Raw genomic sequence first — 23,670 nt, forward strand, 5'->3', positions numbered from 1 at the left:
GTGCGCTCACTGGTGCCGGGGTTCAGCGCAGCGGCGATGTCGCCACCCCTGCCGGGTGGGCGGGGGTGGCTGGGCGGGAAAATTGTTTTCCAATCACGACCGTTGCGACGACGGCGGCCGCAAACGCGAGCGTGACGCCGTCCAGCGCCTCGCCCAGGAGCGGCACGGCCGCGAGGATGGAAAGAAAGGGTTGCAGCAGTTGCGCCTGGCTGACGCGCAGGGCGCCGCCCAGCACCAGACCGCGGTACCAGGCAAAGAAGCCAGCCCACATGGAGAACACGCCGACATACAGCAGACCGCCCCAAGCCGAGGCGGCCACCGCATGCTGCGGCCACAGCCACAGTGCGCCGGGCAGGGAGACGGGAAGTGCCATCACGCAGACCCAGCAGATCACGCGCTCCGCGCCGAGCGCGGGTGTCACCTGGGCGCCGTAGATGTAGCCGATGGCGGCGGCGAATACGGCGCCCAGCAGCAGCAGGTCGGCCCATTCGAAGCCGAAGCCAGCACCGCCCTGGTGCGCCCGCAGCACCGAGAACGCCACAACCAGCAGGCTGCCGGCGACAGCACAGACCCAAAACCCCAGTTTTGCGCGCTGGTGCAGTACCCAGGCGGCGACGGCTGCGGTGACCAGGGGCAAAAGTGCGGTGATCACGGCGGCGTGGCTGGCTGTGACGATGCGCAGTGCGTACCCCAGCAGCAGCGGATAGCCCAGCGTATTGCCCAGCACGGCGAGGCCCAGCGGCTTCCAGTGGTGGCGCTGTGGCAAGGGCGAGCGGGTGGCGAGCAGAAAAATGATGGACAGGCAGCCCGCGAGCGCGGCACGCGCCAGCGTCACGAACCAGGGTGAGAGCTGGGGTGCGTCGTGCGTTCCGGTGGCCAGCCGCGTCATCGGCAGCGTCACGGCAAAGATCGCGACGCCCAGAATGCCCAGACCCATGCCCAGGGTTTCGTCCTTGAGCTTCATGTGCCCACCATCCACACGGCCGTGAGCACCAGCACCAGCGCCATGGTGCGGTTGAACCACAGCAGGCGCGCGCCGCGCGCCAGCCAGTGTCGCAAGAGAGCGCCGGTGCTGGCGTAGAGGAAATTGCTGGCAAAGGCGAACGCCAGCATCACTGGCAGCACGACAGCCAATCGCTGCAGGCTGTCGGGGCGCCCGGCGATCCAGCCGGCCACGATGGTCAGCGCCAGCAGCCAGGCCTTGATGTTGACGAACTGGAGCAGCACGCCCTGCCAGAAGCCCACGCGCATGCGGCTGCTGTCGGCTTCGGCGAGCTGGCTGGTCTGTGAGAGCTTCCAGGCCAGCCACACCAGGTAGCCAATGCCCAGCGCTTTGATGGCCAGGCGCAGCATGGGTGCGGCCACCACGGCCGCGCCCACGCCACCTGCGCACAGCAGCAAGAGCGCCGCCCAGCCCACCGGCACGGCAAGAACGAAACGCATCGCAGGCCCCAGGCCCCGGTTGGCCGCCAATGCGGTCGACAGCGTCGTGTTCGGTCCGGGGGTAAAGCTCAAGGCCGTGGCCAGGGCGAGCAGGGCGGTGAATTCCGTAAGTGGCATAGGGGGCGCAAAAAATATCCCTCCAATGTAGAGAGCTTGCCGTTACAGTTCCAATACAGTTATCCGTACAAATGCATCATCTGTACTGGTGAAATCATCGGCACACCCGCCGCTGCGCCTGCTGCCTTCGTCCCGCTTTGAAAGACTTGGATGTTGACCCGCACTCCCCGCCGTTCGCTGACCGATCAGCTGGCCGAACGTTTTGCTGAACGCATTCGGGCGCGCCTGCTTGCGCCGGGCGCGCGCATGCCCTCTGTGCGCGAATGTGCGCGCCAGCAGCAGGTCAGTCCCTGGACGGTGGTGGCGGCCTACGACCAGTTACTGGCGCAAGGCCTGATCGAGGCGCGCAGGCAGCGCGGGTTTTACGTCCGGGATTTGATGCAAAAAGTGCCTCTAGCGCAGGTGAATAGAGCGCAAACAGCTATAAAAAATATAGTGAATGGGGTATCTGGAGGGAACGCACCGTTTGCGGGCCTGCCTTCTGGCTCGCGCATTCACGCCACGGCCTTGATCCGTGGAATGTTCCACCCGCCCTCGGGCCAGGCCCAGCCGGGTGCGGGTGTGTTTCCGGCCGCCTGGCTGGAGGATGCGCGCTTCATGCTGGCGGCGGTGCGCAAAGTCGCGGCCAGCCAGGCGCTGCGCGAAGCCTCGTTCAGCTACGGTGAACCCATGGGCGACGCAGGCTTTCGGCACATGCTGGTGAACCGGTTGGCGGAGCTGAGCGTTCCGGCGCAGACTGGCCAGGTCATGACCACGCTGGGCGCGACGCACGCGCTCGACATCGTGAGCCGCACCCTGCTCAAAGCGGGCGACCCGGTGATGGTCGAGGAGCCAGGCTGGTCGGTCGAATTCGCCCGGCTCGATGCCCTGGGCATGCGCGTGCTGCCGGTGCCGCGCGGCCCCGACGGCCCCGATCTCGCCGTCATGGAGCGCTACTGCGAGGTGCACGCGCCGCGCCTGTACGTCAGTGTGAGTGTGCTGCACAACCCCACGGGATACAGCCTGTCGCCGGGCAGCGCACACCAGATCTTGCAGCTGGCGCAAAAGCACGATTTCCACATCGTCGAAGACGACAGCTACAGCCATCTGGCCCCCGACCACGCCACGCGGCTGTGCGCGCTCGATGGGCTGCGCCGCACGGTGTATGTCGGCGGTTTTGCCAAGATTCTGGCGCCCAACTGGCGCATCGGCTTTCTGGCCGCGCCGCCCGCGCTGACCGAACGCCTGCTCGACACCAAGCTGCTGTCGGCGCTGACCACGCCATCGATTCTGGAAAAAGCCCTGGCCTTGTGCATGGAACAAGGCCAGTTGCGGCGCCACGCCGAACGCATGCGCCGGCGCCTGGCGCAGGCCCGCGTGCGCTGCGTGCAACTGGCGCAAGCTGCGGGCTGCAGCTTTGCCGCCGAGCCGGCGGGCTTGTTTGGCTGGGTGGAAACGGGGGTCGATACCGATGCGCTGGCCCAGCGCATGCTCGACGAGGGCTATCTCCTGGCTCCGGGTGCGCTGTTCCATGCCAGCCGCCAGCCCAGCACGCTGATGCGCGTGAACTTTGCCACTTCACAGGACGCCGCCTTCTGGCGCGTGTTCGAGCGGGTGCGCGGATGAGCTGATACACCCCCTGTGTCGCTGCGCTCCTTCACCCCTCTCTCGGTTCGCTGCCCGACCCGGGAGGGGGACGCCGCCAGCGCGGCGGGGAGTCCCTTGCGCGGCGGCACTGGCATGCGCCGCACTGGTTTTGATGGCCGCAACACGCCTCGCCTCGCGGCCCCATGCGTCTAGCTCCCTCTCACAACCTCCAGCGAAGAGAGGACGCGCAGCAAAGCCCGGTTGACGTCCTCCAGGCCCATTTCGTAGGTTTCGCTCAGCTCGCGGATTGCCGCGCAGTCGTCCCCCTCCAGCGCCAGCGCCATCTCCAGCGCCGGCGCGTAGGGACCGGTGTGCAGCACCGCCGCGTCGTAGATGCGCTCGGACAGCGGGATGCGGTGCAGTGCATTGCCCAGCGGCTCGCCGAGCAGGTCTCCGAGACCATGGAACAGACCGCACAGGTAGACCTCGCGGCGCAATTCGTTCTGAATGCCGGCTTCCAGAAGGTGGTCGGTCAGCCGCGCGCGCAGAACCGCCCCGGCACGCACCGGCTCCATGTCGGGTTCGATGCTGGCGTGGGGCAGTTGGTCCGAGAGCCAGCGCTTGAGCGAACCGTAGCCCATCATCACAAAGCCCCGGCGCAGCGAATCGACGCCAGTGCGCAGTCCGAGCGCTGCCGAGTTGGTGTAAACCATGAAGCGGTAGGCGAGTACCGGGTCTTCGCTCAGGATGTCTTCAAATGTCTCCAGCGACTGGTCTGCATCGATGGCCTTCATCAGACGCAAGATGATGTGGTGCGAAGGCGCAGCCGGCTGGTGGCGCAGTGAGTACAGGATGTCGTCTACCGGCCAGCCGGCAATGGCCAGGGCCTTGTGCTCGTCCAGACAGTGCGCCAGCAGCGCGCGGCTGGGCAGGTTTTCGTACATCTGCCCGTCGATCACCGGACTGGCCGTGGGCGCATGTTTTTCATTTTTGGCGGCTGCGCGGGCGCCAGACTGCGCTTGCAGGGCCGCAGCAGCGTCTTCGGCACCCAGGCTTAGCAGGCTGTTTTCGAAGCATGCGGCGATGCCGGGTTCGGGCAGACGCGAGAGCTCGCCGCGCCATACCAGGCGCAAACCGCGCTTGTGCGCGGCCGTGACGCGTTCGTGAATGGCCGAGTCGTCCAGCCATTCGCCCGGCACGGAGATCCAGGGCGTACCGCGCGGCGCGTGTTCCAGCATGTCGCACAGCAGTTGGCGATTTTGTGGCGCCAGCAACAAGGGCGGGCTGCTGGCCGTCCAAAGCTCGATCAGGGTGCGCAGCAGATGCGGCGTGTCCACGGGGGCCAGAGCGTCGCTTTGCACCTTGAGTTCGATGCCGGCCAGCGTGCGCGCACGGCCCCACAAGGGGCGGTAGGCGAGAACCAGGCTGCCGAGAACGGATTGGACCATGCGCTGAGCGGCGTGTGCAGCACACGCCAGAGATCAAGAAATGAAGTTGAACAGCGACAGCTTCTGCACCATGGCATAGGACTTCAGGGCTGCCTCGTAACCGACCTGCTGGTTCTGAAAGTCGGAAATGCCCTGAATCATATCGAGGTCTTCGGCGCGCGAGCGGTCGGCTTCCAACTGCACGCCGCGCGTTTCCTGGTTGCCACTGATGCGGTCGGCGCGGTTGAGCAGTTCTCCCGCGTAGCTGCGCACCGACTGCAGGCGCTCCAGCCCGCGATCCATATTGGCCAACGCCTGGCCAATCGCCTGGGTGGCCGCGCTGGCGCTGCCCGAGCCGATGTCGCGGATGGCGGTGTCCACCGTGTCGAAAATGCTGGTGCTGGGCTTGAGTGCGAGTGTCATCGTGTCGCCCAGTTGGGGGCTTCCGGTGAAATTCAGGCGGAGGCCCGGGATGGCAGTCATCGCAATCGATGCCGGCTGACCCGGCACATAGTCGGCCGAGGTAAATGGGTTGGCGCCATTCAACGGGGCTCCAGGGGGCGTGCTGGTGACGTTGTATTGCGCTGCCAGCGTGCCCGGTGCGCTGCCCGTGACGTAGCTGACGCTGATCTGGTAATCATAGGCACTGCCACCAGGAGTCAGGGCAATTTGTGCCGGATCGGTGGCTGTGACCGCGCTGCTTCCCAGCGCGTGGGTGGCCGGCGCCGCCGCGCTGACGCTGGCATTGAAGACGCCGTCGCGCTGCGGCTGGAACATGAAGGCGGCGTCCCCATCAAGCGTGTTCGGAATGCCTACCGCCGAGCCGGCCATTTGGCCGGCCAGGCCATCGAAATCGCCCAAGGCGTTCAGGAACGGCGTTGCCGCGCTGCCCAGGGCGCTCAGCAGCGGGACACCATTGGTATCTTTGCGGTTCGCCACGTCGAGCAACTGCGTTCGCAGCCCCTGCAACTGACTGGTTACCGAAGCGCGGTCGCTGGCGGTGAAAACACCGTTGCCAGCGGAGACCACCAACTCGCGCATCTGCTGCATCACCCCGACAGCATCGCCCAAGGTCGACTCGGCCTGAGCGACGGCGTTGCGCTGCAGGTCGAGCGCGCGCTGCTCGGTCTGGATGCGGCTGATGCGGGTCATGGAACGCTCGGCCTGCGCTGCGGCCACCGGGTCGTCGCTGGCGCGAACGACGCGCTTGCCGGATGTGAGGTTTTCCTGCAGGTTGGCGAGCGAGGTCTGCCGCGACGTCATGTTGCGCAGTGCGCTTTCGTACATGTTGGCGGTGGAAAGGCGGTTGAGTGCGTTGCTCATGGCGAATTCCTTGGCGGTCCCTTGGCGGTTAGCGGCCCATGGTCTGGATCAGGGTGTCGAAGACGTTCTGGGCGATCTGAACCATCTTGGCCGAGGCTTGGTAGGCCTGCTGGTACTGGATCAGGCGCGCCGCTTCCTCATCGAGGTTGACGCCAGAGACGGCGGTGCGGTCGCGCTCAAGGTTGGCGGCGAAGGACGAAGACAGTTCTGCGGCAAATTGTGCGCTTTGGGTGCGTGTGCCGATCTGTGCCATGGCGCCGGCAAATCCGTCGCTGAGTGTGGCGCCGTCAAACATCTGGGTATCACGCAAAGCCATCATGGCTCCGGCATTGCCTGCGTTGCGCTTGTACCAATCACCATATTGCGGATCGGTGGCATTGCCCACGGTGACGCTGTCGCCGGTTTTCGGCGTGCCGCCAAGCGTGATCTCCCAGCCGTCGATGCTGATGGCCTGGCCCGCAGTGAAGGTGTAGGGTGGGCCGACCAGTGGCGTCGGCGGTGCGGTGGATGCGTCGAACGGTGCGCCGGTATTGCCTGTCAGAGTGAAGGTGGCCGGTGTGCCGGCAGTGAAACTCAGCACCACGCCCGTCGGTGGGGGCAATGTCAAAGGTGCAGGATCACCGCTGGCCTTGAGCGATGCCAGTTGCAGCGATCCCGCATTGGATGCGCCCATGGCCGCATTGACCGGGTTGGCGGCAGCCAGCTGGCCGGGGGAAAACTGCAGAGCCTGCATCTTTCCTGCGGCATTTTTCAGCGGATCGACGAAAAACTGGTCGTTGGCGTTGAAGGGGCCGCTTGGGGTGATCTGCAAACCGCGATCGCTGAAGAAAGTCTGCAGATCGCCCATGTTGGCGAAAGCCTGGGCCTGTCCATTGGGCTGCGCAGTGATGGTGCCGGCGGTGCCGCCCGTGAAGACCACCACGTAGCTCGCCGCGGGCAGCTTGTTTGGGTCGGCAATCGAAAGCGCCAGACTGCCTGCAGACGTATTGGTGATGGCAGGCTTGGGCTGCACAGGAACCACATCGGAGAGCAGCGCCTTGCCCATGCTGCCGTCCAAGGTCAGTCCCAGCTGATTTTGTTCGTTCAAGTTCAGCGAGATTGCAGCCGCCATGCGGTTGAGCAGCTGGTAGCCCTCCTGCAGGTCGCTGTTCTGAAAACGCAGCAGACCAGCCACCGAACCGCCGCCCAGCGTGCTCTCGCCCAGCTCAGACTTGGTCGAAGAGCCCGGTTGCTGGAAGTACAAGCGCTTCTGGCCGCTGGCGGCGCCAAAATCCTGCGGGTCGTCCATTGACAGCGACGCCGCCTGGTTGCCCAGCACCAGCGGCTGGCTGCCGGCCACGAAGACGCTGACCGTGCCGTCGTCGGCAGCCACCTGGGTGGTCTGGATATGTTGGTTGAGGTTGCGAATCAACTGGTCGCGCTGGTCCAGCAAGTCGTTGGCGGGCTGGCCGTTGCCTTTGGCGCGAGCAATCTGGTCGTTGACGCCCGCAATGTTCTGCGCCAGCAGGTTGATGGCTTTGATGTCGCCCTTGAGCTGCTCGGTGACGGTGGCCGCGATCTCGTCGAGCCGGCCCGATGCCCCCACCATGCGTTTGGCGGTTTCGTCAATGCGTGTCAGAACGATGTTGCGTGCTGTCAGATCGGTGGGACTGTTCACCACGTCCGAGAAGGCGTTCATCATGTCGTTGATGGCAGCGCCCAGGCCCGTGGCGCCACCGGAAAAAACGTCCTGCAACTGGCGCAGTCGCTCTACGCGGGCTGAATCGCTGGCATCCACCGACGCGGCCGCCGTGGCCTGGCGCGTGAGCAGTTCGCTCTGGTTGCGCAAGATCGTGTGGACGTCCACGCCCTTGCCGATGTAGCCGCCGCCAGTGAACTGCCCCGGCACGGTCTGCAGCACCACGCTCTGGCGCGAATAGCCCTGGGTGTTGACGTTGGCGATGTTGTGGCCGGCCGTCTGCAGGGCCACCTGGTTGGCCAGCAGGGCACGGGATCCGACGTTGAGCAGGCTCATGTCTTACCTCGCGTCACTTTGGGCCACTGTGTGGCCAGCGGCCCACAACGTGGCGCGGCCGAGGCCCGTGCCCGCGCGCAAAGGCCGCCCCGCCGCGCTGGGGGCGTCCCCCTTGGGGGAAGGCGCGAAGCGACTCAGGGGATGCTTCATCGTCAGGCCTGCGTTTGCTGTGCGCGCAGCGCGCTCTGGATCGCGCCGCCCAGCTTCTTGGCGTACGCCGGGTCGGTGGCGTAGCCGGCCTTTTGCAGCTCGGCTGCGTAAGCGCTGGCCGATCCCGTCCTGGCGCTGGCCTGGGCCTTGTCGTAGCGCGGGTTGTCGTTGATCAGGCGGGCGTAGTCGCGAAACGATTCTTCGTAGGAGTCGTAGGCGCGGAACTTGGCAACGACCTTGTGCGCCACACCGTTTTCATATTCGGTGGTGGCTATTTCGGCCACCTTTCCGGTCCAGCCGCGCCCGGCCTTGATGCCGAACAGGTTGAACGAGGTCGAGCCGTCGGCGTTCTTGATTTCGCTCTTGCCCCAGCCGGTTTCGTGCCCGGCCTGGCCCAGCATGAAGCTCGACGGAATGCCGCTGTCCAGGGCGACGCGCTCGGCGGCATCCTGGTGGTACTGCACAAAATCGTCGCGTCCCTTGGGCGCCGGGCCCATGGGTGCGGCCGGCGTGGATAGCGGGGCGCTGCGTGCAGCCGGGCGCGCCAGACTGAGCGTGGAGGGCGAGACCAGGTTCACATCGCCGCCCATGAGCTGCTGCGCCAGCTGGCGCGAGATCGCTTCGGACAGGCCACCAGGTCGGCCCGACATTTGCACTGACAGCTGCTGGTCCAGCAGGTCGGCGCCCAGGTCGCCCTGGGGGCTGTCGAACAGCCCCGACTTCATGGTCGCCTCGCGCATGCTTTTGATCATCTCGCGCATGAACAGCGACTCGAACTGCTTGGCGGCTTCCTTGGTGGCCTCAGGATTGTTCTGGCCAGCCTGGTACTTGAGGTTGTTGAGCGAACGGGCATCCACGGCCAGCGCGCTGGACGTACTGGCGGATGTGGTGGCGGAGAGCGAGAAAGCCATGTCAGTCCTCCTTTCGCGGGCCGTGCGCGAACATCAGATCACTTCCAGCTCGGCGTTGAGCGCGCCGGCGGCCTTGATCGCCTGCAAGATCGCCAGCAGGTCGCCCGGCGTGGCGCCCAGGGCGTTGAGCGCGCGCACCACGTCGGCCAGTTGCGGCGAGGGCGGCACCTGGATGATGGCGCCGGGCTCCTGGTTGATCTTGATGCTGCTTTGTTGCGTCACCACCGTTTCGCCTTTGGAGAACGGAGCCGGCTGGCTGATGACCGGCGTCGAGCTGATGGTGATCGACAGGTTGCCGTGCGCGATGGCGCAGGGCCCGAGCGTGACCGCCTGGTTCAGCACCACCGAACCGGTGCGTGCATTGATGACCACCTTGGCCGCCGGCGCGATGTCCGCCAGCTGCAGCTCTTCGAGTTCGGCGATGAAGCCGACGCGGGCGCCCGGGTCGGTGGGTGCGCTCACTTGCACCGTGCGCCCGTCCAACGCAGTAGCGCGGCCCGCGCCCATGCGCTTGTTGATGGTGTCGGCCACGCCGCGCGCCGTCTGGAAGTCCGATGCGTTGAGGCCCAGGGTGATGAAGTCGCCTTCATTGAGCGGGGTGGGTACCGAGCGCTCCACCTGTGCCCCCTGCGGAATGCGGCCTGCGCTCAGGTGGTTGATCTGTACCTTGCTGCCGCCCGACGAGGCCCCGGCACCGCTGATCACCACACTGCCCTGGGCCAGCGCGTAGATCTCGCCGTCGGCGCCGCGCAGCGGCGTCATCATGAGAAGCCCCCCTTTGAGCGACTTGGAGTTGCCCATGGACGAGACGGTGACGTCGATCTGCTGGCCCGGCTGGGCAAACGCGGGCAATTGCGCCGTGACGACCACGGCGGCCACGTTCTTGAGCTGCAACTGTGACGAGGCGCCGGCCGGCAGGCTGATGCCCATCTGCTGCAGGTAGTTCTGCATGGCCTGCGTGGTGTAGGGCATCTGGGTGGTCTGGTCGCCCGTGCCGTCCAGCCCCACCACCAGGCCATAGCCTGTCAACTGGTTGCTGCGCACGCCTTGCACGGCCGCCACTTCCTTCACGCGCATCGCGTGCGCAGGCAGGGCGGCGACCAGCGCCAGCATCAGGCCAGCGCAGAGCGCCGTCCAGGGCATGCGGAAAAGGAGTGGGCGCACGGTGGTCATGGAGCCATTGTGCGATCGGCTCGCCGATGCGAAGCGGCGATAAAGCCCGGCAAAGCCCGCCAATTGGCGCAGTTGCTGCGCCGGTCCCATCGGGTCAAGAAAACAAGTAAAAATGGCTTCTAGCGCTTATCCAGTAAGCGCTAGAAGCTATCAAAAAAATAGTAGCTTGGCGCGTCTGCCGCGGGCCTTCGCGGGCGTTTGGAAGGCGCCTAGAACGGCGTCACGTTGTTGAAAAATCGCCCCAGCCAGCCCGTGACCTGTGCCTCTCCCTGCGCGCCGCGTCCGCGCGACTCGACGCGCACATTGGCCACCTGGGTCGAGTTGACGATGCTGCCTGGCTGCAGCGTGCGGGGGTCCACCGTGCCCGAGAAGCGCAGCACGTCCACGTTCTGGTTCACGCCAATCTGCTTTTCTCCGGCCACCACCAGATGCCCGTTGGGCAGCACCTGCACCACGGTGGCGGTGATGGAACCGGTGAAGGTGTTGGCGCTTTCCGTGCCGCCCTTGCCGGCAAAGGTGTTGCTGGACTTGGCGCCCAGCTTGGTCTTGTCGGTAAAGCTCGAACCGACAAAGGGCAGGGCGGTGATGCCTGCCTCGACGCCCGAAGCGCGATCGACGGTGGACGAGGATTTCTGGCTGGCCGAGACGTTCTCCACGATCACCACGGTGACGTTGTCGCCCACCATGCGTGCGCGCCGGTCTTCGAAAGCCGGGCGGTAGCTGGCGGTATGGAACAGACTGCCGGTGGCCGGGCCCTGCACCATGGGCTGCGCTGCGACGGGCACCGGCGTGGTCGGAAGGATGTCTACCGGCGGTGCCGGCGAGAGGCTGGCACAGCCGCCCAGCAGCAGGGCGAAGCCTACGCTGGCCAGGGAGGCAAGCCCAGACGCTGAGAAAAGCTTGAACGTGCGCATGGCAGTGGCCTTTTGAAAAGCTTCAGAGCTGGGCCAGTTTGGCCAGCATCTGGTCGGAGGTCTGGACCGCCTTGGAGTTCATCTCATACGCGCGTTGTGTCTGGATCATGGTCACCAGCTCCTGCACCACGTTCACGTTGGAGGTCTCCAGATAGCCTTGCACCACGGTGCCCAGGCCGTTGGTGCCGGGCGTGCCTTGCGTGGGTTGCCCCGAGGCAGCGGTTTCGATGTAGAGGTTCTCGCCGCGCGGCTCCAGGCCGGGGGGTTGATGAAGTTCGCCATGGCGAGGTTTCCCAGCGGCTGCGGCGCGGCGTTGCCTGGCAGCAAGGCGGCCACGGCGCCGTCGGCGCTGATGCTGATCGCGGTGGCGCTGGGCGGAACCGTGATGCCATTGGCGACGGGGAGACCACTGGCGGTAACCAGGCGGCCCTGCGCATCCACCTGGAACGAGCCGTCGCGCGTGTAGCCCGCCGTGCCGTCGGGCAGGGTCACCTGGAAAAAGCCATTGCCTTTGATGGCGACGTCCAGATTGCTGTTGGACTGCTGCAGGCCGCCCTGCATGAAGTTGCGGCTGGTGGCCACGGTGCGCACGCCCAGGCCCAGATGCAGACCGGTCGGCAATTGGTTTTGCTCGGTGGTCTGGCTGCCCACCTGGCGCAGGTTCTGGTAGATCAGGTCTTCAAACACGGCACTGGCGCGCTTGTAGCCCGTGGTGGAGACGTTGGCGAGGTTGTGCGAGATGACGTCGAGCTGCGTCTGCTGCGCTTCCATGCCGGTCTTGGCGATCCAGAGGGAATTGATCATGGGGGCTCCTTGCGTTAGGTCTGGGCTGCTGGGTGCGCCGCGCTCTAACCGTTAAGGCTCAGCAACTGGCTGGCCGACTTGTCGTTGGTCTCGGCGGTCTGCAGCAAGCGCATTTGCTGCTCGAATTGGCGCGAGGCGGCAATCATTCCGACCATGCTTTCCACCGGGTTCACGTTGGACCCTTCCAGGGCGCCTGGCAACAGGCGCGCCGCAGCGTCCTGCGGCAGCGGTTCCCTGGATCGCGCGCGAAACAGGCCGTCATCACCACGCACCAGCGGGTCTTCCGCCGTGGGCGTCGCCAGTTTGAGGCGTCCGATGGCGGACGGCGGCTGGCCTGCCACTTTGGCGGTGATGGTGCCGTCGGAACCCAGGGACACTTCCGCCCCAGGTGGCACGTCAATCGGCGCGCCACCATCTGAGAGAACCGGCAGGCCCGCGCCCGTCAGCATCTGCCCGTTGGCGTTCACCTCGAAAGCCCCGCCGCGCGTATAGGCCTCGGTGCCGTCCAGACCTTGCACGGCAAACCAGGCATTGCCCATGGCCATGGCGTCCAGACTGCGCCCGGTGCGCTGTACAGCGCCCGGCGTGTCGCGGTAGCCAGAGGTGGCTTCCAGTGCGAAGACGCGCGTGCTGGCGCCATCGCCCTGCAGCGGCACCGCGCGGAATGTCGAGAGCTCGGCGCGAAACCCGGTGGTCGAGGCATTGGCCAGGTTGTTGGACAGCACCGACTGCCGCTGCGCGGCGGCGTTGGCGCCCGTCATGGCGGTGTAGATGATGCGGTCCATGGTCCAGCCTTTCCTTTTCTATGCGTTGCTTCAAGAAGTCAGGGACGCGACGTTCGTTCCTGGCGCGGCCTGTGCCAGCGACCGCCGCGCAAGGGCCGCCCCGCCGCGCTGGCGGTGTCCCCCTTCCCGCAGCGCGCAGCGATGCGAGAGAAGGGGGAAGGCGCGCAGCGACGCAGGGGGTTGGCTCATCGCAGATTCACCATGGTGGACATCACCTGGTCTTGCGTCTTGATCGTCTGGGCGTTGGCCTGGTAGGTGCGCTGCGCGGTCATCATGTTGACCAGCTCGGCGGTGAGGTCGACGTTGGAGTCTTCCAGAGCGCCGGCGCGCAGCATGCCGAGATTGCCCACCCCTGGCTTGCCCATGACAGGCGTGCCGGAATCGTTCGATTCGACCCAGTTGTTGCCCCCCACGGCAATCAGCCCTTGCGGATTGCGGAACGCGGCCAGGGCCACCTGGGCCTCTGCACGGGTGACACCATTGGAATAGCTGGCCATCACCATGCCGTCGTTGGAGATGTTGATGCTGGTGAGTTCGCCCGAGGCATAGCCGTCCTGCGTGAGATCGGCCACGGCGAATTTGCTGCCGAACTGTGTGGTGCTCGCCAGGTCGATGGTCACGGGCCAGGGGGCGGGCGGGTTGTTGGGGTTGGCCAGCGACGGATCGACAGTCACCAGGAACGGGTTGGTACTGGCGCCAGCGTCGTACTTGCCATTGCCGTCAAAAGCGATGGTGCCAATTGGAGCCGCCACGACAGGAGGCACGGCAGCAGGGTCGTCGAGTTGGTCGTATACCTCCCAGGTATTGGAGGTGCCGGTCTTGACGAAATACAGGCTGACGGGCACCGCAACGCCCTGGCTGTCGTAGACGTTGATCGAGGTTCCGTAGGTCGAGCGTGGTGTCGGCGGAACCTGAGCGGCGGCTTCTTTGGCGCGCGCATCCAGGTTGATCGCGGCCTTGATGTTCTCGGTCCTCTTGGCGGGAATCGGCGCCCCGGTCGGAAAGCTCAGCGGCACGGGCTCGGAAGTGCCGACGCCCGTGGTGGAGTCCACCCTGAATCCCATCACATTGGATCCGTCGTTGGCTACCAGGTCTCCGGTCTTGTCGAGCTTGAAGTTGCCGGCCCGCGTATAGGCAGGCGAACCATCGGGCTGCTGCAGCCGGAAAAAGCCGCCGCCATTGATGGCGACGTCCAGGTTGTTTCCGGTGATGGTGATGTTGCCCTGAGAAAACTGCTGCGCCACGGCCGCCACCTCGACACCGATGCCGGCATTGCTGCCGCCGCCGGTGCCAATCGATGCGGCAACGATGTCAGCGAACTCGCTGCGCGAGCCCTTGAAGCCCACGGTGTTGGAGTTGGCAATGTTGTGGCCAATCACGTCCAGGTTTTTGCTGGCAGCGTTGAGGCCCGAGAGACCTTGTTGAAAACCCATGGTGTGCTCCTGAAAGGGTGGGTGGGGAACGCGTGTTTAAAGAATGGCCTTGATGGCGCTGTAGCTCGATGTACCGCCGCGAGACAGTTGCAGCGCCAGCGCGCCGTTGTCCATGCTGACGGCGGTGACCTGGTCCACCGCAAGGGGGACCGCATCTACCGCCGCCTCGCCGTTGGCGGCCATAACCTTGAAGCGCAAAGGCCCGGTGGCTTCGTAGTCGCCGGCCTGCCATTCGAAGTTGTAGCGGCCCGCTTTCAGCGCACCCAGCTCGACGGTGCCCACCTGCTTGTTGTTGGCATCCAGCACCTGGACCTGAACGCCGGCGGCAGAACCAGCCAGGTCAAAGGCACCTCCACCGCTCTTGTTCTCGGCGTCGAACGCCAGGGTGTTGTCGGCCACCAGCACGTTGCGACCCACCATGGCACTGCCTTGCATCAGCTGCTGCGCTGCAAACTGGCCGGCCAGACCCTTGACAGTTTCGTTCAACTGCTGAATGCCGGTGACCGTGTTGATCTGCGCAATCTGTGAGGTCATTTGCGCGTTGTCCATCGGATTCATCGGATCCTGGTTGTTGAGCTGCGCTACCAGGAGCTTGAGAAAGCGGTCCTGCGCGGACGCAGCATCGTCCGCAGCGTTGGCCTTGGGGGCACTGCCTGTGTCGAGTACGCTGGTAGCGGATGAGGTGCTGCTGATCATGGAAAAAGCTCCGGTTTACTGACCCATCTGCAGGGTTTTGAGCAGCAAGGTCTTGGCCGTATTCATGACTTCGACGTTGTTCTGGTACGAGCGCGAGGCGGAAATCATGTTGACCATTTCCTCCACCGCGTTGACGTTGGAATGCGTGACGTAGCCGTCGGCGTCGGCCATGGGGTTGCTCGGGTCGTGCACCTTGCGGCCGGGGGTGTCGCTCTCTTGAATGGCACTGACGCGCACGCCAGCAGCGCCGTCGCCGCCCATGGGCGTGGTCTCGAAAACCGCCTGACGGGCCTTGTAGGCCTTGCCGTCGGGGCCCGCCACCGCATCCACGTTGGCCAGGTTGCTGGCCACCACGTTGAGTCGCTGCGCTTGCGCGCTGATAGCGCTCGACGAGACGTTGAATATGGAAAACATCGACATGGGCTACTTCGCTTGCTTACTGGCCCTGAATGGCGCTGAGCATGGTCTTGGCATTGCCGTTGATGAAGCGCAGCGTCGCTTCGTAGCGCACCGCGTTGTCCATGAAGGCGGCGCGTTCGCGGTCCAGATCGACCGTGTTGTTGTCCAGTGCCGGCTGCGTCTGTACGGCGTAGCCGAGGGTGCTGCGCTCGGAGATGCCAGACAGCGGGATATGTCCAGGCGTTCCGGTGCCGTAGTCGCCGCTGCGGCTATCCTGGCTGACCGACATCGCCCCCTTGCCTTGCGAGCCTCCTGTGGCGGCACTGAGCGCCTCGGAAAACTTCATGTCGCGCGCCACATATCCGGGGGTGTCGGCATTGGCGATGTTGCTGGCAAGAAGACGCTGGCGCTCGGCACGCAGCAGCAGCGCGTTGCCGTGAAAGTCGAGCCGGTTGGTCATCTTGTCGAGCATGTCGTACCTCACACCTCTTGTGCATCTGTGCCGAGGGCAGGGCCTGCGGCGTGGTTTGATTATGGAAACTCCGCCGTTTTTCTAAAGTGGAAAGAACGCGGCAATTGGCGCGCAGTTCGGTGCTTTGTGGCGCACGGTGCTGCCTATAGTGCAAGGGGTGAAAAGGCCTGCAAGCGCTGGCCTGCATTCCAAGGAGAATCCGCATGCCCCATCCATTTTTTGACCGCCTGCGCCCCATGGGACTGGTGCGCGTGGCCGGTACCTGGGTGTTTGCCCTGCTGCTCGGCTCGGGTGCCTGGGCGCAAGATGCCGCCACGCTGACCCAGATCACGCAAAGCTGGATCGACAGCAGCCTGCGCGGCGGCGCCCAGCAGTTGCCGCTGCGCATGGAAGTGGAGGTCGGGGAGCTGGACCCCCGCCTGCGCCTGGCGCCCTGCGCCCGCGTGGAACCCTATTTGCCTGCTGGTTCGCGTTTGTGGGGTCGCACGCGGCTGGGCCTGCGCTGCACCGAAGGGGCGACACGCTGGAACGTGTTTCTGCCCGTCACCGTCAAGGCTTTTGGCCCCGCCTGGGTGCTGACAGGCAATGTGAGCTCTGGTGCGGTATTGACTCAAGCAGACGCGACCGAAGCCGAAATCGATTGGGCGGCGGAGGCTTCGTCAGTGGTTGCAGACCCCTCGCTCTGGGTGGGCCAGGTGGCCGCGCGCCCCTTGCAGGCAGGGCAAGCCTTGCGCCAATCCATGGTGCGCGCGCCCAAATTGTTCCAGGCAGGGGCCCAGGTTCGGGTGTCGGCCCAAGGAGTGGGCTATGCGGTCAGCGCTGGTGGGCAAGCGCTTAGTGCGGGTAGCGTCGGACAGACTGTGCGTGTCAGAATGGATAATGGCAAGGTAATAAGTGGTGTTGTAGACGAAAACGGGACAATAGCGGTAAACCTTTGATGCGATCTCCCCACTTAGGCCTAAAGTCTCGCGCATGGGCGTCGAAAACATTCCTACCGGTCCCCGACTTGCAGGGGGCATGGAGAAGGTAATGAAAATAGGTCAACAACCCGAACTCTCAAGCGCTGTCGCGCAGTCAAACGCCTCCAAGCAGGCCAAGACCGCCGCACCGGCTGCGGAGGCGAGCACGAAGGCGCCTGCGTCGGCCGCAGCAGCGGGCGTGCCGGTGACGCTTTCGCGCACCGCGCGGGAAATTGAGCAAACGGGACGCAACCAGACCGATTTCGACGCCGGCCGGGTGAAGGCAGTGCGCAGCGCTATCGAGAACGGGACGTTCAAGGTCGATGCCGGAGCGATTGCCGACAAGATGCTGGCGAATGCCGAGGAAATCATCTCCCACTCGCGCGGTTGATGCCTCTGGGCGCGCGCTTTTTGCTGAGATCGCCGCAAACCGACCTGTTTACCCATGACCACCCTCTCCCCTGTCGAGGAATCTCTAGCGCTTGTCGAGGCCTGTCTGGCCAGAGTGGGTTCGGCTTTGAAGAACTCCGAAGCCGACGCATTGCAGCGGGCGAGCGAACAACTGCGCTTGGCGGCGATGCATTTTTCTCAGGCGCTGCAGGGCTCCGCAGCTTCGCTGTCACCCGCGATGGTGGTGCGTGTGCGCACGGTGTCCGTGCGGTTGACCAGCCAGCGCGACGCTCTGGCCCGTATGTCCGCAGTTTTGGACCGCCAGGTTCGAACCCTCGTGCCTGAGCAGGCACCATCGACCACCTACGGGGCTTCGCCAAGTGGGCGAAGCGCGGGCGCGGCGCGTATTTACCGATCTGCAGGCTGAAACCATAGAAAAGGGCGCATGGCGCCCTTTTTTATGGTTCGGGTTTCAGTGGCTGCGCATTCGGGCACGAAGGCGTGCGATGGACTGGCTGTGCAACTGGCATACACGCGATTCGGTGACCCCGAGCACCGCTGCGATCTCCTTGAGATTCATATCTTGCTCGTAGTACATGCCCATGATGTACTGCTCGCGCTCGGGGAGCGCTTCGATGGCAACCACCAGCGCGTTGCGCAGGCGTTGGTCGCGCAACATGGCCATAGGGTCTGTGGGCGCGTCGTCGGTTTCGTGGCGTTCCAGAAAACCTTCGCCGTCTTCGCCGTCGCCTCGAGTCATGTCTTCCAGATAGACGAGCTGCGTGCCGCGAACCTTGCCAAGCAGGCTCTGGTAGTCGGACAGCGACATGTCGAGGTCCTCGGCAATTTCTGATTCTAGCGGGCTGCGTCCAAGCTTTTGCTCCAGGCGTCGAACCGCTTTCTCAATGTCTTTCTGGCTCTTGCGCGAGCTGCGAGACATCCAGTCGGCTTCACGCAGCTCATCCAGCATCGCGCCGCGGATGCGCTGGGTGGCAAAGGTTTCAAACTGCACGCCCTGCGTCGCTTCGAAGCGCGTCAAGGCTTCGGACAAACCGATCATGCCGACCTGGATCAGATCGTCAATTTCCACATTCGCGGGCAGCTTGGCGATCATGTGATGTGCCAGCCGGCGTACCAAGGGTACGTGCTGGCGCAGCAGGGCATCCCGGTCAAGCTGGCCTTTTGCGGTGTAGGTCACGTCAGTGGCTCGTTGCAAGGGGCGTGGCGCGTTGCGCCTCGTTGGGAGATGGTAGCGCAGCGAACAGCCCCGAAGCGCAAAGGGTTTCCGCGTTTTCCAGCAATTCCAGTGCCAGACGCTGCAGGTCCGCAGGGCGATTGGCGTGCAGCAACAAGCTGCGCGGCGCCCGGCCTAAGTGCTTGGCCGCGCAGTCGCACAGTACGCGCAGCTGCTGTTGGGCGGCCGCGCGCTCCTCGTCACCATGCACCAAACGGGCGACGGTTCCCATCAAACCGGTGTGAAATGAAAGCAGTTTCAGCTGCTGGTAGCTGTTGATGACGGCCTTGCCATCGTCTCCAAGCAAGACCAGTGGTGATGCGCTGGAGCCTTCCAAGAGCGGCGATGCCAGCATGGCCATGGGCGCATACAGCAAAACTACGGCGTAGCGCCGCAGCAGGGGTTGCAGCGCCAGCAAGGCTTGCGGCGCGCCAGCGCGTCTGCTGGCAAGTTCGGCCAATCCACGCGCCGCAGGCAGCACGGCCAGCGAATCAGCGCCCGGTAGCTGGGCCGGAGGTTCAATCCACAATGTGTCGTCCAGCAGCTCCAGCAGTCCGGGGGCTTCGCTCGTCTCGCGCTCCGAGCCGTCCAGCACCACAGTGGGATAACCCAGCGCTTGCAGATGGGTGCAGATATCCCAGAGCACTTGCAGGCCCATTCCGCCGGGCGTGCCCGCCACGGGAATCAGGCGCAAGCCGTCTTGTGGCGTGCGGCCGTAGAGGCTGGTGCCCTGGTGCAAACCGAATTCAAGCATCGATCAGTCCTCGGCTGCGTGGCTGCTCGGCATTGTGAGAAAAGAAAAAATTCAGCTCGGTGCTCTTGGGATCGAAGGCCGAACGAGCGAGCGAGCGCATCGACGTTGCGACGAGCGCATGGGCGTCGGCGGCTTCCCAGTCTTCCGGTACGCGCTGTCCGTTGGTGACGCCGCGCAGCAGCAGTTGGTGGCGAATCAATGCGTCGATGGCCGGGCCGAGCTTCACGGCTTCGTCCACCTTGGTGAGAATGGCTTGCTGTGCGCCCGAGGTCTTGAAGGCCATCAAGGTGTCTTCCAATGTGTCGCCATGGCTGCCTGCGTTAAGTACCAGCAGCCGCTGCACTTCGGGCAGATCAAGCACATCCAGCATGTCGCGCCGACGTGGATCGCGCGGCGCCACGCCTGTGGTGTCAATCAACACCATCTTCTTGCTGCTGAGCAGGCCCAGAAGATCCTGCAGCGCTGCTTGATCGTGCGCAAGATGGGCGACGATGCCCAGCATGCGGCCGTAGCTGCGCAACTGCTCGTGCGCGCCGACGCGGTAAGTATCCAGCGTGATCAGACCAACGCTGGCAGGACCATGAATGCGCGCGCACAGCGCCGCGAGCTTCGCGGTGGTGGTGGTTTTTCCCACGCCGGTGGACCCAACCAGCGCATAGGTGCCGCCTTGCTCGTACAAGGGCTCGACGCTGGCGTCGGTCTTGACGTTGCGCTCCAGTACTTCCATCAGCCAATGCACCGATTCGGCCGCGCCAAGCTCTTCGGGAAGCCGCTCCAGAATCGTGCGCGCCAGCGCGGGCGAATAGCCGGCCCGGATCATCTTGAGCATCAGGTTGGACTGAATCGGGTTCTGGCGCGCCTGTCCCCACCAGGACAAGGTGTTGAAGCGGTCCTCGATGAGGTCTTTCATGGCCTGCAGTTCGTGCATCACGCCGTCCTGATTTGACAGCTTCGGTGACTGCATCGCCACAGGCGGTTCGTGGCGTGAGCGCGCTGCGGGTTGGGGCGCTGCCTTGGTGAGCGGATTGTGGCGGGGCATGGGGGCTGCGGCGGCGCGCTGGATGGGTGACGTCTCCGGCATGCGGGCAGCTCGATCTGTCTGGTGCGTTTGCGCTTCGCCCAATGCTTCGTGGCGACGACGCAGCATGCGCTCGCGCACATAGTCCTGGAAGGACAGTGTGCTCATGGCCAATGCTTCGGTGTCCTGTTGCACCGGGTTGCTGGCTGCTCGCGCGCTGCCCGATTCGCGTGGTGCGCTTTTTGCCACCGGGCGCTCCTGCACTGGGGCGCTCTCCACTTCGTCCAGCGCATTGAGTGTTTCTTCCGCCGTCGCCACCACTTCCACGCCGTTGGGGGTGGGTCGGTTGGACAGGATCAGCGTGCCATCGCCAAAGGCCATGCGGGCCTTGGCCAGCGCCTCGCGGGCCGTGGGCGCATGGAAGCGTTTGATGTTCATGCCGTTGCTCCTTTGAGGATGGGGCCAATGCGTATCGTGTGGGTTTCAGGAATCTCGCTGTGCGCCAGCACTTGCAGGCGCGGCGCCACGCGACGCACCAGGCGGGAAATGGCGCCGCGAATGGCGTCGGGCACCAGCAGGCAGGCGGGCAGCCCCATCTCTTCCTGGCGCAGCGCCACTTCTGCAGCTTTCTGCGTGAGGATGTCAGCAACGCCGGGGTCCAGCGAGGGACCGCTGGCGTTGCCCAGGGCTTGCACCAGCAGGCGCTCGAGGCCGGGCTCGATGGCGATCACATTGAGTTCTCGCGTTGGGCCGTAAATCTGCTGCACGATGGCCGGCGACAAGGCCACGCGAACGCGCCGTGCCAGTTCCACCGGATCGGTGATGGCGCCGCCATGCTCGGCGAGCGTCTCGATGATGGTGCGGATGTCGCGGATGTGCACGGATTCCTCCAGCAGCAGCTGCAGCACTTTCTGGAACGTTGCAATCGACACCATTTTGGGAACCACTTCCTCGATGAGTTTGGGTGCCAGCTTGGCCACATGCTCCACCAGCTGCTGCGTTTCGGTGCGACTGAGGAGCTTGGCTGCCTGGACTTGCATCAAGTGTGACAAATGCGTGGCCATCACGGTTTCCGAATCAACGACGGTAAAACCGGCCATTTGCGCCGCTTCCTTCTGCTGCTCATCAATCCAGTGCGCTGGCAAGCCGAAAGCAGGGTCGGTCGTGGGCGTGCCGATCAGCGGCGTGCTGATGCCGCCAGGGTTGATGGCCAGATGCATGCCCGGAAAGGCTTCGCCTTCGCCCACCATCACGCCGCGCAGGGTGATGCGGTAGCCGCTGGGCTTGAGTTCGAGGTTGTCGCGCACATGCACCGGCGGTGGCAAAAAGCCCACCTCCTGCGCAAACTTGCGCCGCACGCCCTTGATGCGGGTGAGCAGATCGCCTTGGCGCGTTTTGTCTACAAGTGCAATCAGGCGGTAGCCAAGTTCCAGACCGAGCAGGTCCACCGGCTGCAGATCGTCCCAGGTGGCTTCGCCATCGCCGACAGGTGCAGGAGCTTCCTCGACGGGTGGAGGCACTTTGGCGCGCTGCAGCATGAGCCAGGACAGATAGCCAAGACCTGCGCCAATGGTCAGAAACACCATGTGCGGCATTCCCGGAATCACACCGAGCAGCACCAGAATGGCCGAGGTGATACCGAGAACCTTGGGCGACATGAACAGCTGTTGCACGATCTGTTGGCCCATATCGGAGTCTTTGCCGACACGCGAAATCACCATGGCAGCAGCAACAGAGATCAAGAGACCCGGAATCTGCGCCACCAGTGCATCACCCACGGCCATCAGGATGTAGGTGTCTGCTGCCTTGCTGGCGGACAAGCCATGCTGCAGCATGCCGATGGCAAAGCCGCCGACGATGTTGATCAGCAAGATCAGAATGCCGGCAACAGCGTCGCCGCGCACGAACTTGGAGGCGCCGTCCATGGATCCAAAGAAGTTGGCTTCCTCCGCTACCTCGGCACGCCGGCGCTTGGCTTCCGTCTCGTCAATCAGGCCCGCATTCAAGTCGGCATCCACCGCCATCTGCTTGCCTGGCATGGCGTCCAGGGTGAAGCGCGCCGATACCTCGGCGATGCGCTCGGCGCCTTTGGTGATCACTATGAAGTTGATCACCACCAGGATGGCGAAAACGATGAGTCCCACGGCAAAGTTGCCGCCGATCAGGAAGTGACCGAAAGCCTCAATCACTGCGCCGGCTGCTCCTGGGCCGGTGTGGCCCTCGAGCAGCACCACGCGGGTGGAGGCCACATTGAGTGAAAGGCGCATCAGCGTGGTCAGGAGCAGCACCGAAGGGAAGGCCGCAAAGTCGAGCGGCTTGAGCATGTAGGCCGCCACCATCATCACCATCAGCGCCACGGCGATATTGAGGGTAAAGAATGTGTCGAGCAGCCAGGACGGAATCGGCAGCACCATCAGTGCCAGGATCGCCACCACCAGCAGCGGTGCCGACAGGCCCGGTGCCCCTGCGAGGCGACTGCCTGCCCATTGTTGGGCGGATTTCATGGAGGCGTTCATGCGGGCTCACCTTGCTGCGTTGCGCGGGTCAGGGGGTCGAGTTCGGGTGGAACAAAGGGCTCGGGAACTTCGCCGGGCATCGGGCCTTCGCCGCGCAGCGCGGCCTTGAGGCGGTAGACATAGGCCAGCACCTGGGCCACCGCCGTGTACAGCGTGGCCGGGATCGGACGGTCAAGCTCGGCGTTGGCATACAAGGCGCGCGCCAGCATGGGCGACTGCAGCACCGGAACCGCATGGTTCTTGGCCAGATCGCGGATGCGCATGGCGATCAGATCGGTACCTTTGGCAATCACCTGGGGTGCTGCCATGCCTTCTTCGTATTTCAGCGCCACGGCATAGTGCGTCGGGTTCATCACGACGAAGTCGGCATTGGGAACGGCCGAGACGCTTGCGCGGTCGGCGATCTCGCGCTGGCGCTGGCGCATGCGGCCCTTGATTTCTGGGTTGCCGTCGGACTCTTTGTGCTCCTGCTTGACTTCCTGGTGCGACATCTTGAGGCGCTGGCGAAAGAAGACCGATTGCAGCGGCACATCCACCAAGGCCGCCAGGAAAACCACCAGCAGCAACAAGGCCATTCCCTCGGTCATCCAGTCGGCCACGTGCGAAATGGCCGAGGGGGAGGGTTGCAGAATGAGCGTCGCCATGTCGTCGATGCTGTTGCCAAGGTACTTCCACGCCACGGTCGCCAGGATCCCCGTCATGAGAATCATCTTGGCGACATTGGCCATCTGCTGCTTGGAAAACAGATTTGCCGCGCCCTTGAGCGGGTTGAGGCGGGTGAAATCCGGGGTGATCGGCTTGGCGCTGAACACCCAGCCACCAGCGCCAACGGCACTGAGCAGCGCGGCGGCGCCAGTCAGTATGGCGAAAAAGGCGCTGGCAATCAGCCCCGTTCCAGCCATGGTTTCCAGGCGCGCAATCATCGATGCGGGCGACTTCATGGTGCTGGCATCAAAGGCCAGTTGCCGCGCCATATCGAGACGGAGATGGTCAATCAGCCGTGGTGCAAAGATCAACAACACCATGGCACCAGCACCCAGAATTGCCAGATGCGAGAGATCGCGCGAGCGGGCAGCCTGCCCGTCGGTACGGGCCTTTTGCAGCTTGCGCTCAGTGGCGGGGAGGTTGCGGTCCTGGCTCGATTCCATGATGGCGTGACGGGTGGTGTCAGG

Annotated in this window: 22 protein-coding genes and 1 pseudogene; 4 read left to right on the forward strand and 19 right to left on the reverse strand. The window is 64.5% G+C overall.

Annotated features, from left to right (window positions below; translation table 11 throughout):
- Positions 1–22 precede the first annotated feature (22 nt).
- Positions 23–964 (reverse strand): DMT family transporter, encoded by a 942-nt coding sequence (locus C6571_RS09950; RefSeq protein ID WP_106446547.1) that lies wholly within the window; start codon positions 962–964, stop codon positions 23–25.
- Positions 961–1,560 (reverse strand): LysE family translocator, encoded by a 600-nt coding sequence (locus tag C6571_RS09955; protein WP_106446548.1) that lies wholly within the window; start codon positions 1,558–1,560, stop codon positions 961–963. The genes C6571_RS09950 and C6571_RS09955 overlap by 4 nt, the downstream gene beginning before the upstream one ends.
- Before the next feature lie 150 nt (positions 1,561–1,710).
- On the opposite strand from C6571_RS09955, the gene C6571_RS09960 reads away from it, so the two are divergent.
- Positions 1,711–3,165, forward strand: coding sequence for an aminotransferase-like domain-containing protein (locus tag C6571_RS09960; RefSeq protein WP_106446549.1), 1,455 nt, complete (start codon positions 1,711–1,713; stop codon positions 3,163–3,165).
- Between the two features lie 170 nt (positions 3,166–3,335).
- Here the strand turns inward: C6571_RS09960 and C6571_RS09965 are convergent, their stop codons facing one another.
- The 12 genes and pseudogenes from C6571_RS09965 to flgB all read right to left on the reverse strand — a co-directional run bounded on the left by C6571_RS09965 (position 3,336) and on the right by flgB (position 15,627).
- Complete coding sequence (locus C6571_RS09965; protein WP_106446550.1) at positions 3,336–4,574, reverse strand: HDOD domain-containing protein; 1,239 nt, start codon at positions 4,572–4,574, stop codon at positions 3,336–3,338.
- Between the two features lie 33 nt (positions 4,575–4,607).
- On the reverse strand, positions 4,608–5,876 hold the full coding sequence (flgL, locus tag C6571_RS09970) for a flagellar hook-associated protein FlgL (protein WP_106446551.1): 1,269 nt from the start codon (positions 5,874–5,876) through the stop codon (positions 4,608–4,610).
- A 28-nt stretch (positions 5,877–5,904) separates the two neighbouring features.
- Complete coding sequence (flgK, locus tag C6571_RS09975; protein WP_106446552.1) at positions 5,905–7,890, reverse strand: flagellar hook-associated protein FlgK; 1,986 nt, start codon at positions 7,888–7,890, stop codon at positions 5,905–5,907.
- Between the two features lie 152 nt (positions 7,891–8,042).
- Positions 8,043–8,951, reverse strand: coding sequence for a flagellar assembly peptidoglycan hydrolase FlgJ (gene flgJ, locus C6571_RS09980; protein ID WP_106446553.1), 909 nt, complete (start codon positions 8,949–8,951; stop codon positions 8,043–8,045).
- 33 nt (positions 8,952–8,984) lie between these two features.
- Positions 8,985–10,094: a flagellar basal body P-ring protein FlgI gene (locus tag C6571_RS09985; protein ID WP_245901531.1), complete on the reverse strand. Its 1,110-nt coding sequence runs from the start codon at positions 10,092–10,094 to the stop codon at positions 8,985–8,987.
- 239 nt (positions 10,095–10,333) lie between these two features.
- Positions 10,334–11,038: a flagellar basal body L-ring protein FlgH gene (locus tag C6571_RS09990; protein WP_106446554.1), complete on the reverse strand. Its 705-nt coding sequence runs from the start codon at positions 11,036–11,038 to the stop codon at positions 10,334–10,336.
- 22 nt (positions 11,039–11,060) lie between these two features.
- Positions 11,061–11,842 (reverse strand): annotated as a pseudogene (flgG, locus tag C6571_RS09995) (flagellar basal-body rod protein FlgG).
- Between the two features lie 44 nt (positions 11,843–11,886).
- Entirely contained in the window at positions 11,887–12,627 is a 741-nt protein-coding gene (gene flgF / locus C6571_RS10000) for a flagellar basal-body rod protein FlgF (RefSeq protein ID WP_106446555.1), read from the reverse strand.
- 185 nt (positions 12,628–12,812) lie between these two features.
- Complete coding sequence (gene flgE / locus C6571_RS10010; RefSeq protein ID WP_106446556.1) at positions 12,813–14,060, reverse strand: flagellar hook protein FlgE; 1,248 nt, start codon at positions 14,058–14,060, stop codon at positions 12,813–12,815.
- A 36-nt stretch (positions 14,061–14,096) separates the two neighbouring features.
- Positions 14,097–14,756, reverse strand: a complete 660-nt coding sequence (locus tag C6571_RS10015; RefSeq protein ID WP_106446557.1) for a flagellar hook assembly protein FlgD — start codon at positions 14,754–14,756, stop codon at positions 14,097–14,099.
- 15 nt (positions 14,757–14,771) lie between these two features.
- Positions 14,772–15,176 carry a flagellar basal body rod protein FlgC gene (gene flgC, locus C6571_RS10020; protein ID WP_106446558.1) on the reverse strand — a complete coding sequence of 135 codons (405 nt, stop codon included), beginning with the start codon at positions 15,174–15,176 and terminating at the stop codon, positions 14,772–14,774.
- A 16-nt stretch (positions 15,177–15,192) separates the two neighbouring features.
- A complete protein-coding gene (gene flgB, locus C6571_RS10025; protein ID WP_106446559.1) occupies positions 15,193–15,627 on the reverse strand; it encodes a flagellar basal body rod protein FlgB in 435 nt (144 codons plus the stop codon).
- A gap of 203 nt (positions 15,628–15,830) precedes the next feature.
- Between flgB and flgA the strand changes: the two genes are divergently transcribed.
- From flgA to C6571_RS10040, 3 genes are all read left to right on the forward strand, one after another.
- Positions 15,831–16,565, forward strand: coding sequence for a flagellar basal body P-ring formation chaperone FlgA (flgA, locus tag C6571_RS10030; RefSeq protein WP_106446560.1), 735 nt, complete (start codon positions 15,831–15,833; stop codon positions 16,563–16,565).
- Positions 16,566–16,656: 91 nt separating this feature from the next.
- Positions 16,657–16,977 carry a flagellar biosynthesis anti-sigma factor FlgM gene (gene flgM, locus C6571_RS10035; protein WP_106448162.1) on the forward strand — a complete coding sequence of 107 codons (321 nt, stop codon included), beginning with the start codon at positions 16,657–16,659 and terminating at the stop codon, positions 16,975–16,977.
- A gap of 54 nt (positions 16,978–17,031) precedes the next feature.
- The gene (locus C6571_RS10040; RefSeq protein WP_106446561.1) at positions 17,032–17,403 is read left to right on the forward strand and encodes a hypothetical protein; all 372 of its coding nucleotides are present in this window, start codon (positions 17,032–17,034) and stop codon (positions 17,401–17,403) included.
- Between the two features lie 45 nt (positions 17,404–17,448).
- On the opposite strand, the gene C6571_RS10045 is transcribed toward C6571_RS10040, so the two are convergent.
- Genes C6571_RS10045 through C6571_RS10065 form a run of 5 tightly spaced genes read right to left on the reverse strand, consistent with a single transcriptional unit; the run spans position 17,449 to position 23,646 of the window.
- Positions 17,449–18,174: an RNA polymerase sigma factor FliA gene (locus tag C6571_RS10045; RefSeq protein WP_106446562.1), complete on the reverse strand. Its 726-nt coding sequence runs from the start codon at positions 18,172–18,174 to the stop codon at positions 17,449–17,451.
- 1 nt (position 18,175) lies between these two features.
- Positions 18,176–18,964 (reverse strand): hypothetical protein, encoded by a 789-nt coding sequence (locus C6571_RS10050; RefSeq protein WP_106446563.1) that lies wholly within the window; start codon positions 18,962–18,964, stop codon positions 18,176–18,178.
- Complete coding sequence (gene flhF, locus C6571_RS10055) at positions 18,957–20,420, reverse strand: flagellar biosynthesis GTPase FlhF (protein WP_106446564.1); 1,464 nt, start codon at positions 20,418–20,420, stop codon at positions 18,957–18,959. Before flhF ends, C6571_RS10050 begins: the two co-directional genes overlap by 8 nt.
- Positions 20,417–22,486 (reverse strand): flagellar biosynthesis protein FlhA, encoded by a 2,070-nt coding sequence (gene flhA / locus C6571_RS10060; protein ID WP_420852889.1) that lies wholly within the window; start codon positions 22,484–22,486, stop codon positions 20,417–20,419. Before flhA ends, flhF begins: the two co-directional genes overlap by 4 nt.
- 8 nt (positions 22,487–22,494) lie before the next feature.
- Positions 22,495–23,646 (reverse strand): EscU/YscU/HrcU family type III secretion system export apparatus switch protein, encoded by a 1,152-nt coding sequence (locus C6571_RS10065; RefSeq protein WP_106446566.1) that lies wholly within the window; start codon positions 23,644–23,646, stop codon positions 22,495–22,497.
- Between the last annotated feature and the right edge of the window lie 24 nt (positions 23,647–23,670).

The sequence above is a fragment of the Simplicispira suum genome, from assembly GCF_003008595.1.
In the GTDB taxonomy this organism is placed as follows: Bacteria; Pseudomonadota; Gammaproteobacteria; order Burkholderiales; family Burkholderiaceae_C; genus Simplicispira; species Simplicispira suum.

Coding starts and splice junctions, on each gene's coding strand:
- C6571_RS09950 (WP_106446547.1), bottom strand. CDS start 964: ATGAAGCTCAAGGACGAAACCCTGGGCATGGGTCTGGGCATTCTGGGC.
- C6571_RS09955 (WP_106446548.1), bottom strand. CDS start 1,560: ATGCCACTTACGGAATTCACCGCCCTGCTCGCCCTGGCCACGGCCTTG.
- C6571_RS09960 (WP_106446549.1), top strand. CDS start 1,711: ATGTTGACCCGCACTCCCCGCCGTTCGCTGACCGATCAGCTGGCCGAA.
- C6571_RS09965 (WP_106446550.1), bottom strand. CDS start 4,574: ATGGTCCAATCCGTTCTCGGCAGCCTGGTTCTCGCCTACCGCCCCTTG.
- flgL (WP_106446551.1), bottom strand. CDS start 5,876: ATGAGCAACGCACTCAACCGCCTTTCCACCGCCAACATGTACGAAAGC.
- flgK (WP_106446552.1), bottom strand. CDS start 7,890: ATGAGCCTGCTCAACGTCGGATCCCGTGCCCTGCTGGCCAACCAGGTG.
- flgJ (WP_106446553.1), bottom strand. CDS start 8,951: ATGGCTTTCTCGCTCTCCGCCACCACATCCGCCAGTACGTCCAGCGCG.
- C6571_RS09985 (WP_245901531.1), bottom strand. CDS start 10,094: ATGCCCTGGACGGCGCTCTGCGCTGGCCTGATGCTGGCGCTGGTCGCC.
- C6571_RS09990 (WP_106446554.1), bottom strand. CDS start 11,038: ATGCGCACGTTCAAGCTTTTCTCAGCGTCTGGGCTTGCCTCCCTGGCC.
- flgF (WP_106446555.1), bottom strand. CDS start 12,627: ATGGACCGCATCATCTACACCGCCATGACGGGCGCCAACGCCGCCGCG.
- flgE (WP_106446556.1), bottom strand. CDS start 14,060: ATGGGTTTTCAACAAGGTCTCTCGGGCCTCAACGCTGCCAGCAAAAAC.
- C6571_RS10015 (WP_106446557.1), bottom strand. CDS start 14,756: ATGATCAGCAGCACCTCATCCGCTACCAGCGTACTCGACACAGGCAGT.
- flgC (WP_106446558.1), bottom strand. CDS start 15,176: ATGTCGATGTTTTCCATATTCAACGTCTCGTCGAGCGCTATCAGCGCG.
- flgB (WP_106446559.1), bottom strand. CDS start 15,627: ATGCTCGACAAGATGACCAACCGGCTCGACTTTCACGGCAACGCGCTG.
- flgA (WP_106446560.1), top strand. CDS start 15,831: ATGCCCCATCCATTTTTTGACCGCCTGCGCCCCATGGGACTGGTGCGC.
- flgM (WP_106448162.1), top strand. CDS start 16,657: ATGAAAATAGGTCAACAACCCGAACTCTCAAGCGCTGTCGCGCAGTCA.
- C6571_RS10040 (WP_106446561.1), top strand. CDS start 17,032: ATGACCACCCTCTCCCCTGTCGAGGAATCTCTAGCGCTTGTCGAGGCC.
- C6571_RS10050 (WP_106446563.1), bottom strand. CDS start 18,964: ATGCTTGAATTCGGTTTGCACCAGGGCACCAGCCTCTACGGCCGCACG.
- flhF (WP_106446564.1), bottom strand. CDS start 20,420: ATGAACATCAAACGCTTCCATGCGCCCACGGCCCGCGAGGCGCTGGCC.
- flhA (WP_420852889.1), bottom strand. CDS start 22,486: ATGAAATCCGCCCAACAATGGGCAGGCAGTCGCCTCGCAGGGGCACCG.
- C6571_RS10065 (WP_106446566.1), bottom strand. CDS start 23,646: ATGGAATCGAGCCAGGACCGCAACCTCCCCGCCACTGAGCGCAAGCTG.